This window comes from Anaerolineae bacterium (assembly GCA_025062375.1).
Taxonomy (GTDB): domain Bacteria; phylum Chloroflexota; class Anaerolineae; order SpSt-600; family SpSt-600; genus SpSt-600.
Map to the genome: position 1 here is coordinate 1 of JANXAG010000050.1, position 10,575 is coordinate 10,575.

Here is a 10,575-nt window from a genome sequence, read left to right on the forward strand (position 1 = left end):
GGGCGGTCATCATCAGAATGCACTACACCTCTTTCAATCCCACTATGGTGCGATTGCGGCGTTGTCTCCCTCCCCAGCGTTTTGCGTCAAGGTTTTCTTTCAATCCCACTATGGTGCGATTGCGGCCAAGAGGTTATTCAATTGTTAAGGTGCGTAGCTTAACCGAAACTTCAGGGCCAATATCACTTTTATTTTACACCCTTTCTTCCCTCTTGTCAAATCCGGTAAGAGCAAAAAGGGAGCTTTTTGTCTGTCGATCCCCGATCGCCGGAAAAAACCCGGAGATCGACAGACAAAACCCTTGAATAAGTCAAATGGTGAATGGGTCAAGTTTTCACTTGATTACTGCTTTTAATTTTGATTTCTTCAATAAATCGCTTTTTCTTGTCCATGCTGTTGAAAGCACATCCCTTCATTCCCTACCACCCAAACCTCAATCAACGCGGAAAAACCCCCAGGATCGACAGATGACTTTTCATGGTCCTGCCTTAAGCGAACAAAATTAACGGGATCACTGGTGACAATAAGGAAGATGAGGCCGAAAGCTTCGCCTTTCTAAAATTCGCCAGCCATTTATATTTGCAGAGCAACCTTTTATCCTGTAAAATAATTTTGCACGCCGAATTCCCCTGGAGGGAAGCGGGGGAACCAGATTTTCCCCCCTTAAAAAGGGGGGATTGGGGTGAATCCTGCGCAAGCAGGTAGGGTTACTCTTCCAACCCGAACCCGACAGCTAACCCCGTAGGCGTAGGAAGAGGGACAGCCTCCCTCGTCTCTTCACAGCTTTGTCCCTTTGTATAGGTCCTATTTTCTCCAAATCAGAACTTTGTTTGTTATCACCAGGAGGGCTTATATGCAAGCAGTAATTTTGGCCGCAGGAGACGGGGGGCGTCTTTCCCCTATTACCCTTTTCCAGCCCAAGCCCTTAGTCAAGGTGGGCGGAAAGCCCATGCTGGATTACACTGTGGAAGCGCTGGAAAAGGTAGAGATTAAGGATATAATAATCGTTGCTGGCTATAAAGCCTGGCAGATAAGCGATTATGTTGCCCGAAAAGCTCCTTACAAAGCCAAAATAACCCTCGCTTATAACCCCGAATACGAAAAAGGAAACGCCATTTCCCTATTAGCAGGCTATAAACTAATCCGGGATTATCCTTTCATTTTAGCTATGGCTGACCACCTTCTTAGCCCGGAGCTCATCCTGAAGGCCCTCCAACAAAGCTATCCAGGCGGGAATTTCCTGGCTGTGGATTTTAACCCTGAACCACGAATTGTAGAAGAAGCCACCAAGGTGCTGGTAGACCGAGAAGGAAACATAAAAGCTATAGGGAAAAATCTCAGGTACTTCAATGCCGTTGACACAGGCCTTTTTATCCTCACTCCGGAAATTTTCACGGCGGTCAATCATGTCCTCGCTGAAAAGGAAGATTGCGAGCTCAGCGACGCTTTAAATTACCTTATAAATCATGGCTCGGGCCTCAAGGCCTGTGATGTAAGCGGTTGTTTTTGGATGGACGTAGATACTCTTGAAGACCTGAACTGGGCAGAAATAAAGCTTTCCGGGGAGGCTAAAAATGCCCGAAGGGTATATATCTCAACATTTAAACCGGAGATTCTCAAAACCTTTAGCTCGCCTTCTTGCCCCAACACCTATTACTCCCAATTTCGTAAGCTTTTTAAGCTTTCTCGCAGGACTTGGAGCAGGAATCGCTTTCCTGAAAGGCCAAAATGTTTTGGGTGGGATCCTGGCACAAATGGCTTCAGTGATGGACGGAGTTGATGGCGATCTAGCAAGGCTTAAAGGGATGAGTTCCCCCTTCGGAGCATTTTTTGATGCTGTACTGGATCGCTATGCCGATGCAGCTGTTGTCCTGGGGATGACCTGGTGGGCAGCCCAGGGCAAAGAGAACTATTTTGTCTGGATCATGGGTCTCACGGCCCTTATAGGAAGCTTTATGGTAAGTTACTCCTGGGCAAGAGCCGAAGCCTCCCTTCGCCCCCATGACGATATACCCTTTCTATCAAGGCTCGCCGGCAGGGACTTCAGGCTTTTTCTCATAATGCTTGGCGGGCTTTCAGGCGCAGGTTTCTGGACCTTATTGGTGTTATCTTTTATTACACACCTTACGGTGCTTCTGAGGATTATCTACTTCGCCAAAAGGGCCTCTTAAAAAGTTCACAGTCATCGGCAGGAAAAGGGTTACGGCGCTTCACTCGTAGCGGTTTTCGAAGAATTTATCCCCACGCTGACCACCAAGTAGGGCGAAACAGACAGCAAGAGTTAGGGACTTCGCTCCCGTTTGCGGAGGGTGAGAATAAGGCCGGCGGCAAACAATCGGCTACTGAGAGTGTGCGTGGTGGACTTTCCGCTTGCCTTTTAGATCCATCGTGCTTAAAATTCTGACAAAAAGGAGGCCTCATGACCGGTTACGCTTTTCATCCCATTTACCTGGAGCATACCCTTGTAGGTCATCCTGAAAACCATTACCGTCTCTTGGCTATAATGAACCTCTTGGAAAAAGAAGGTGTGCTCTCAAGGCTTAAGTTAATTGAACCCAAACCGGTCTCCCGGGAACTTTTGGAAAAAGTCCACACACCTCGCTATATACAATTGGTAAAAGAAATGGCTGAAAGCGGTGGAGGCCACCTGGATCTGGACACATACATGGGGGTACGCTCCTATGAGGCTGCTTTGATGGCTGCCGGAGGAACTGTCGAAGCTGTAAGGGCGGTGCTGGAGGGTGAGGTTGAAAACGCTTTTGCCCTAGTTAGACCTCCAGGCCACCACGCCACCCCAACGAGAGGAATGGGCTTTTGCATTTTCAACAACGTCGCTGTGGCTGCGCGCTACGCCCTCGACAGGAAAGAGGTAAATAGAGTCTTAATTGTGGATTTCGATGTCCACCATGGCAATGGCACCCAGGATATCTTCTACCGCGAATCTTCAGTCCTCTACTTCTCCACCCATCAGTATCCGCACTACCCGGGCACTGGCTACATAACTGACATCGGTGAAGACGAAGGCTACGGTTACACTGTCAACGTGCCTCTGGGAGGATGGGTAGGAGACGAAGGATTCAGACAGATATTTGAGGAAATTCTGGTGCCCATAGCCCGACGCTACCGGCCAGATCTGATATTGGTTTCGGCAGGGTTTGATTCCCACTGGGCGGACCCTCTGGCTTCGATGCTTCTTTCCATAAGAGGGTATACCGAGCTGGCTCGCATCCTCAAGTCTTTAGCCGATGAGCTCTGCCAGGGGCGCATCGTTTTTGTCTTGGAAGGTGGCTACAAACTTGAGGTCCTTTCCCATTGCGTTCTCAACATCTTTTACGTTCTCATGGGAGAAGAGAAGCTCGTAGACCCACTGGGACCTTCAACTAAACCGGAGCGTCCCGTTAGAACCCTAATCCAGAACCTGAAAGAATTACACAAACTGGCTTAAATAGGGGCAAAGTGGTCCCACCCTTCAGGCCTGAGGGATTGCTTTGAGCCATCGGGCATCAAAATATAGCGCCCATCTTGAGGGCTGAGAATTACCCCTATTTCCGTCACCGGCGTCGGATGCAAAGCAGCCCGGACCTGGTGGGCTTTATCGGGAGGGACAGTGAAAAGAAGCTGGTAATCTTCTCCTCCGGAAATAGCCCATTTAAGGGGGTCTTCTTCAAGAAGGGCAGCGGCTTCCCTAAGGGCATCCGAAAGAGGGATATCCGCCAGGCGGATTAGAACCCCCACACCGCTTTCATCGCACAAGTGGCCTGCATCTCTGGCGAGGCCATCGCTTATATCTATGGCCGATGAGGCCAGTTTTCCAAGGGCAAGGGTACGCCCTTCTCTTAGCCTGGCTTTAGGGGTAAGATGAGCCCTGTAAAGGGAAGCAAACCGCTCTTCCTTAATACCCCTGAGAAGGAGGGCAAGCCCTGCCGCTGAATCGCCCAGGGTTCCTGTGACCATGAGCAAATCACCTGGTTTTGCCCCCCGACGTGTAAGAAAGAGTTCCCTTTCCACCTTGCCTATTAAGAAAATGTCCACCACGAAGCGCTCCGGAAGGCGAGCTATGTTGCCCCCTACGATTTTTACACCTGCTTCCGCCGCTTCATCTTTGAGGCCCCGGTAAAGCTCATCGATGAAGTCAAGCTCGGCATCCGGGGGTAAAGCTAAGGAGACCAGGGCAAAGTCAGGGAGTCCGCCCATAGAAGCCACATCGCTCAAATTTATAGCCAGAGCTTTTCGACCAAGCTCGTAGGGGGTTATCAGGGGCCTAAGGAAGTGAATACCTTCCACCTGTATATCACAGGTGGCAAGAAGTAACATTTCTCCTGGTCCTTCCAGGACAGCTACGTCATCCCCTATGCCTACGATTACTCTGGGATCGGGCTCGTCTAAAAAGCGGCGAAGTCTTTCAATGAGGCCAAATTCACCTAAATCTGAAACCTTCATTCCTCTTTCTCTACTTCTACCACAGCAAAGGTTATAGCCCAGCTCACTACACCCCAGGCCAATCCCGGAATCACTATCCCGAGGAAGATGGAAACAGGATGCAGGTTGCCCTGCCTTATGAGGCCGATAACTGTAAGAAGGGCTCCGAGGGTTCCAAAAATAATGCCGACTTTGAGGGGCAAGCTCAGTTTGCGCCAAAGGCTTAAAACTTTCATCGGGTTACCTCCTTGACTATTTAGTGAGCGTGTTATATAATTATTATGGAAAGCGGGGTGGAGCAGCGGTAGCTCGTCGGGCTCATAACCCGAAGGTCGCAGGTTCGAATCCTGCCCCCGCAATTTGGCGGCGTAGCTCAGTTGGCAGAGCAGGCGGCTCATAATCGCCGGGTCGCAGGTTCGAGTCCTGCCGCCGCCATTTTTTATCTCAAGAAATCCCTGAGCTTCCGGCTCCGAGAAGGGTGCCTCAATCGGCCTAAGGCTTGTGCTTCTATTTGCCTTATCCTCTCCCTTGTAACTCCAAATTTGCGCCCCACTTCTTCCAAGGTATAACTGTATCCATCCAATAGCCCAAAGCGCAGCTTCAAAATTTTGGCTTCCCTTGGGCTCAGGGATTTTAGGATCTCCTCCAGCTGTTCCCTGAGGAGGGATTGGGTAGCAGTTTCAGTAGGAGATGGAGAGGAATCGTCTTCTATGAAATCCCCCAAAAAGCTGTCTTCCTCTTCGCCAACAGGCGTTTCAAGGGAAAGGGGCCGCTGCGACACCCTTATTATTTGTTCGACTTTGTTCGGAGAGATGCTCAGCTCTTCGGCTATCTCTTCGGTAGTTGGTTCCCTCCCCAGCTCTTGAACCAGTTTTCGGACCGCTCTGGCCAATTGATTTATCTGTTCGTACATGTGAACGGGGACCCTTATGGTGCGCCCCTGGTCAGCAATGGCTCTGGTGACCGCCTGCCGAATCCACCAGGTAGCATAGGTGGAGAATTTATAGCCCCGGCGGTAATCAAACTTCTTAACCGCCCTTATTAACCCAATATTCCCCTCTTGGATAAGGTCCAGGAAGGGGACTCCGCGCCCTATGTACTTCTTGGCCACGCTCACGACCAATCTGGAGTTAGCTTTTATGAGATGCTCCTGAGCTGCTTTGCCTTCTTCCACAAGCTTTTCGAGCCTTTTCCTCTCTTCAGGGTCTGAAACTCCTTTAGCCAGGCGCCTTTTAGCCAGATGTCCTTCTTCTATTTTCTTGGCCAGCTCTATTTCCTCTTCCTGAGTCAAAAGCGGCACTTTGCCCACTTCTTTAAGGTAAAGGCTTATTGTATCATCCACTTCTACATCGTCTCTGCCCTCAGGAGCGCGGCCCTCACGGCCTGCACTCTTGCGGGGAAGGGGTTCTTCGCTTACTTCAATGCCTTCTTCAAATAAGGCATTAAATATGTCTTCAAGGCGATCCAAATCCTTTTCGGCATCCGGAAGGGCATCAAGCACATCGTTATAGGTAATAAAGCCATTGGCCCTTCCCAGGTTCAGAAGATGTTCTACCACATCTATTTCCTCCGGATCATCTAACTCTCCGCTATCTGCTTCCGGCAATTCACTCAATTCCAGTTCTTCAAATTCTTCTCGCTTTCTGGCGTTTCTCCTCCCCATTTCCTTCACCTCCAGGGGGTTATCTTTCGAATTGAAAAAAGTTTAAAATAAGCCCTTTGCTTTGGGGGAACAAAAACCTTGAAGCCTCCTGGGGAAAATCTATCAACATCCACCCTGTCCTATGAACGAACAAATTTTCTTTTTCCTCGGTTCTCACTCCTGCACCCGTGAATGAGCCTTTATTATCTGCCAACGGCTAATTAAATTATAAGGCATGGATTCACCAAAGGCAATACCCTTCCCGTATCCTCCTGCGCCGCTATTGGCTCCACACTTGGGATATCAGCGCGAACTCAGTCATAGGCCCGAGCACAGGTTAAATTGAAGAGTTCTTGCCCCTGGCAGCTCCATAGTTTTCTGTGGATCCTCAGCTTCTGGAGTCCGGTTTTCTTTGGCAAGAATTGCTTTTTTGCCTTTCCGGGGCTATAATTTTAGACGGTAAAAGCCTTCCGGGAGGAGGGAGGGGATGTCCGGTCACTCTAAATGGGCAAATATAAAATACCGCAAAGCCGTTCAGGATGCCAAAAGGGGCCAGCTCTTCACTAAGCTGGGAAGGGAAATTGAAATAGCCGCGCGGGAAGGGGGTCCGGACCCTGAAACCAATTTCAAGTTGCGTCTGGCCATTGAAAGGGCAAAGAAAGCTAACATGCCTAAAGAGAACATTGAGAGGGCGATCAGAAGGGGGGCGGGGTTGGAAAAGGGTTACGTCCTGGAAGAATTTATCCTGGAGGGCTACGGGCCCCAGGGCGTGGCTATGATGGTCCAGGTCCTAACTGATAACCGAAATAGGGTTGTGGCGGAGGTTCGCCGCATCTTCACAAGACATGGGGGGAGCCTTGGGGAAAGTGGATGCGTTTCGTGGCTCTTTGAGCCCAAGGGCTATATCACCGTCTCTACAAACGATATGGACCCCGAGGAAATAGCTATGGTGGCTATAGATGCCGGCGCCGACGATGTGCAGGTGGGAGATGATCTGGTGGAGATTTTCACGAAGGTGGAAGATTTCCAGTGGGTTAAGGAGGCTCTGGAAAAGCGAGGTTTGAAAGTAGAGACGGCCCAAATCTCCATGGTGCCTAAGAATAAAGTGACTCTGGATGAGAAAAGCACCTTCCAGAACATGCACCTCATAGAAGCCCTTGAAGAGTTAGACGACGTAACGCAGGTTTACACCAACCTGGACCTTACGGTGGAAATGGTAGATAAGTTCGTGGCAGGACAGGCAGCGTGAGAGTCCTTGGAATTGACCCCGGGCTGGCCCTGACAGGCTACGGCCTTGTGGAAGGGAATGGTTCTCTCGTTTTGGTGGAAATGGGAAGCGTGACCACCCCCTCGTCGGCTCCCCTGCCTGAGAGGCTTAAAATACTTTACGATGATATCTCTTTTCTTCTAGCGAAGCTACGTCCGGAAGCGGTTGCCTTAGAAGAACTTTTCTTCGGGAAAAACGTCCGCACTGCCATCAGTGTGGGCCAGGCGAGAGGGGTGATTATCCTGGCGGTAGCTCAGGCTGGAATCCCCCTGCACGAATACACCCCACTTCAGGTCAAGGAAGCTCTTACAGGCTACGGTCGGGCTGATAAACAACAAATCCAGAGGATGATTTGCTTCCTCCTGGGCTTGTCCTCCCCCCCTCAGCCCGATGATGTGGCAGATGCAGTGGCTGTGGCCATTTGTCACTTGCACCATCGTAAATTAGCAGCCCTTTTATGAGGCGAGTATGATTTCTAGCATTCGGGGAGTTGTGGAGAAAACAGGCAAAAATTTTGTGGTAGTCAGAGTTGGAGATGTAAGCCTTAAAGTTTTAGTTCCAGCCTATCTGGTTGACGAGGGTTTGCAGCCCGGTGATTCCATCACCCTTTTTACCAGCCTTTATTTCAAAGAGGAAGAGCTCTCCCTTTACGGTTTCGCCCATGAAGATGAAAGGGATTTCTTTGAGCTCCTTATGACTACCCCTGGAGTGGGGCCCAAAGTAGCGCTGGCCCTTCTTTCCTATCTTTCACCGGCTGCTCTCCGGGAGGCTATCGCCCTTGAGCAGGAGGGAATCTTAACCAGAGTGCCGGGCATAGGGCCTAAAACTGCCCGAAGCATAATATTCCACCTGAAGGACAAAGTCAAAGTTGAAATCCCAGCACCGGTGCCGTCGGCTATAACAAAAATTGATGAGGAGGTGATCGCTGCTCTCACCTCTCTGGGTTACAGCCTCGTGGAAGCTCAGCGGGCTGTCCAGTCTGTCCCGAAGGAAGTAACCCAGGTGGAGGAACGCTTGAGGCTTGCTCTCGCCTACTTCGCTTCGAAGGGTTAGAAGAAATGCCTTTGCTTTCTGCTCTTGTCGCCGTCACCTGCTGGTTGTGCCTATTTTTGCTGGTCAATCTATACTGGCCGACCCCCTTTACTTTTCAGCTTTTCCTCTTTTTGCTCTTCATGGCTGTTTTCTCCACCGTTACCCCTTTTTACCACTCTATCGGGATGCGCTTTCCCTTCCTCCAGAGGAGGAAAGGCCTCTGGCCTCCGGTAAGGAGGGGGTTCCTCACCGCCCTTTTGTTTTCTTCCTTTGCTTTTCTCAAGGCCTTTACAGCCTTAACCATAGCGGTAGCATTGCTCCTTGCGGGAATGCTTTTAATCCTGGAGCTTTATTTTTCAATCTTTGTGGACTGAATATACCAATGGGAGGTAAGAGCCATGAACATGGAGAAGATAGCTCAAATGATGGAAAAGGTGGGAATTCCCGGCCGGGATGCCTACGAACTGCCCACCAGTACCAAAAGGTTCCCCGATGGAGCCTGGTATCGGATGGAGATATCAGGGATTGAACGCCCCCAGGTTTTAGAAGCCCTGGTAGACGAAGCCCATAAACGCAATATCCCCATCCACCGCCTGATATCCACAGTTATGGGGGCTACCCTCCTGGATAAAGAGGAGCTGCGGACTTTCGCCCGCCTTGCTGCTGAAGCCAAAATGGAGGTGATAATAACCCCTGGGCCTCGCTCTGGCTGGGATATTGGCCGCCAGTTAGTCACCCCCGAAGGAGGATTCTCGGGCTTGCGGTACAGGGGATCCGATCAGCTCCGTTACGTGTTAGCCGACATCATGCGCTGCATTGAAATAGGCTTCAGGGGTTTCCTGATTGTGGATGAGGGGCTTCTGTGGCTGTTAAATGAACTAAAGAAGAACGGGGATATCCCCCAGGATGTGACTTTTAAGGTGAGCATTTTCGCCGGGCACGCCTCTGCAGCTGGAGGGAAGCTTCTCCAGATGCTGGGAGCTGGCACTTTCAACCCCGTTGGGGACCTCTCTCTTCCCCAGTTAGCTTCCATCCGCAAAGCTGTGGATATTCCGATAGATTTGCACATTTATCTATCCGATTCCTTCGGTGGTTTTAATCGTTTCTACGATGGGCCGGAGATGGCGAGAGTGTGTGCTCCCTGTTACTTCAAGATTGAGCCCGGAACGACCCTGGCGGCAGGACCAGGAGCATGGTATAAGCCCTGGACCAGTCCGGAGTTCCTGGCACAGATGGCCCGGGAAAAAGTCAAGTATGCCCAGATAATCCACGAAATAATCCAGGAGAATTTCCCGGAGGCTACTCTTTCGGGCTGGGGGCCTTCAGACCTGGCCATCCCCAAGGTTTAAGTAGGGTGTTATCCCTGAAATATGGGGGCGAGCTACCCATTCGGGACTCGCCCCCAGCGGAATATCGGAAGGAGGCGATAGGGAAACAATCATGCAGGATAGAGCTCTTAGATTGTTAATCATCTTGCTTTCCATGGCTGCTGCTATTTACCTTCTGGAAAAGCTGTGGTTTCTCCTCCGATGGCTGAAGGAAGTTCTGGTCATGCTGGCTCTTTCATGGATGATAGCCTTTATCCTGGACCCGGTTGTCAATGCGCTGGCTTCTATTTCCTGGACCTTGAGAAGGCCTCATTTGCCCTGGAGTTCTCCTCCTTCCCAAATTGCCCTGAAAATCCCTTACCCGGTAGCGGTCGTTATAGTCTACCTTATCCTCATAGGCCTGGTAATTGCGGGTGGTACTCTTCTCTTGCCATCCGCAATCCAGCAATCTCTCCAATTAGCTGCAAAGCTGCCGGAGTATTTAAACCGGGCTCCTGAACTGGCTGTTTCCCTTCAGGGGTTCCTGACCCGGTTCAACATTGATTTAAACCTTCATACCCTCGCCCGTTCACCGGAGCTGGCTCGGTGGGCGCAAAACGCGGGGGCTTTTCTGATAAAATGGACTGTGGGAATTGCTGGCAGACTGGCTACCCTCGTGGCTCAGGCTTTCATTGTATTCATTTTAAGCTTTTATCTGATGCTGGAACAGAAAAAGCTGGCTAATCTGGTAAGGGAAGTAGTCCCTCCTTCTTTCCATGATGAATTGAGCCTTATTTCTGAGGCACTGCAGAAGACCTTCGGGGCTTACGTGCGAGGAGAAGGGTTAGTGGCCTTGCTTTACGGCCTCGGAGTGGTCTTACTGATGGAAGTAGCTGGTTTGAGTTTTG

12 protein-coding genes, 2 tRNA genes and 1 riboswitch are annotated in these 10,575 nt (G+C 50.4%); of the genes, 11 read left to right on the forward strand and 3 right to left on the reverse strand.

The genetic code is table 11. The features are described from left to right. The first annotated feature begins 607 nt into the window (after positions 1-607). A riboswitch (cyclic di-AMP (ydaO/yuaA leader) is annotated at positions 608-763 on the forward strand. Positions 764-853: 90 nt separating this feature from the next. The 3 genes from NZ653_09380 to NZ653_09390 all read left to right on the forward strand — a co-directional run bounded on the left by NZ653_09380 (position 854) and on the right by NZ653_09390 (position 3,445). Further along, a complete protein-coding gene (locus NZ653_09380; GenBank protein ID MCS7287332.1) occupies positions 854-1,780 on the forward strand; it encodes a sugar phosphate nucleotidyltransferase in 927 nt (308 codons plus the stop codon). Next, entirely contained in the window at positions 1,716-2,171 is a 456-nt protein-coding gene (locus NZ653_09385) for a CDP-alcohol phosphatidyltransferase family protein (GenBank protein MCS7287333.1), read from the forward strand. Before NZ653_09380 ends, NZ653_09385 begins: the two co-directional genes overlap by 65 nt. Before the next feature lie 248 nt (positions 2,172-2,419). Next, positions 2,420-3,445, forward strand: a complete 1,026-nt coding sequence (locus tag NZ653_09390) for a histone deacetylase (GenBank protein ID MCS7287334.1) — start codon at positions 2,420-2,422, stop codon at positions 3,443-3,445. Here the strand turns inward: NZ653_09390 and thiL are convergent. Next, entirely contained in the window at positions 3,442-4,440 is a 999-nt protein-coding gene (gene thiL, locus NZ653_09395; protein MCS7287335.1) for a thiamine-phosphate kinase, read from the reverse strand. The genes NZ653_09390 and thiL overlap by 4 nt on opposite strands. Continuing rightward, a complete protein-coding gene (locus NZ653_09400) occupies positions 4,437-4,655 on the reverse strand; it encodes a hypothetical protein (GenBank protein ID MCS7287336.1) in 219 nt (72 codons plus the stop codon). Before NZ653_09400 ends, thiL begins: the two co-directional genes overlap by 4 nt. A 51-nt stretch (positions 4,656-4,706) precedes the next feature. Between NZ653_09400 and NZ653_09405 the strand changes: the two genes are divergently transcribed. Both NZ653_09405 and NZ653_09410 read left to right on the forward strand, forming a co-directional pair. Then, positions 4,707-4,778 (forward strand) — tRNA-Met (locus NZ653_09405). A 3-nt stretch (positions 4,779-4,781) separates the two neighbouring features. Continuing rightward, positions 4,782-4,854 (forward strand) — tRNA-Met (locus tag NZ653_09410). 4 nt (positions 4,855-4,858) lie between these two features. On the opposite strand, the gene rpoD is transcribed toward NZ653_09410, so the two are convergent. Then, positions 4,859-6,082: an RNA polymerase sigma factor RpoD gene (rpoD, locus tag NZ653_09415; GenBank protein ID MCS7287337.1), complete on the reverse strand. Its 1,224-nt coding sequence runs from the start codon at positions 6,080-6,082 to the stop codon at positions 4,859-4,861. 466 nt (positions 6,083-6,548) lie between these two features. On the opposite strand from rpoD, the gene NZ653_09420 reads away from it, so the two are divergent. The 6 genes from NZ653_09420 to NZ653_09445 form a co-directional block, all read left to right on the forward strand. Further along, positions 6,549-7,310, forward strand: coding sequence for a YebC/PmpR family DNA-binding transcriptional regulator (locus NZ653_09420; GenBank protein ID MCS7287338.1), 762 nt, complete (start codon positions 6,549-6,551; stop codon positions 7,308-7,310). Continuing rightward, the gene (gene ruvC, locus NZ653_09425; GenBank protein MCS7287339.1) at positions 7,307-7,789 is read left to right on the forward strand and encodes a crossover junction endodeoxyribonuclease RuvC; all 483 of its coding nucleotides are present in this window, start codon (positions 7,307-7,309) and stop codon (positions 7,787-7,789) included. The genes NZ653_09420 and ruvC overlap by 4 nt, the downstream gene beginning before the upstream one ends. 7 nt (positions 7,790-7,796) lie before the next feature. After that, positions 7,797-8,381 carry a Holliday junction branch migration protein RuvA gene (gene ruvA / locus NZ653_09430; GenBank protein ID MCS7287340.1) on the forward strand — a complete coding sequence of 195 codons (585 nt, stop codon included), beginning with the start codon at positions 7,797-7,799 and terminating at the stop codon, positions 8,379-8,381. A 5-nt stretch (positions 8,382-8,386) separates the two neighbouring features. Beyond that, positions 8,387-8,734 carry a hypothetical protein gene (locus NZ653_09435; protein MCS7287341.1) on the forward strand — a complete coding sequence of 116 codons (348 nt, stop codon included), beginning with the start codon at positions 8,387-8,389 and terminating at the stop codon, positions 8,732-8,734. Between the two features lie 24 nt (positions 8,735-8,758). After that, a complete protein-coding gene (locus NZ653_09440; GenBank protein ID MCS7287342.1) occupies positions 8,759-9,709 on the forward strand; it encodes a hypothetical protein in 951 nt (316 codons plus the stop codon). 91 nt (positions 9,710-9,800) lie between these two features. Further along, positions 9,801-10,575 (forward strand): AI-2E family transporter (locus NZ653_09445; protein MCS7287343.1); only part of this gene is annotated, 775 nt, incomplete at its 3' end.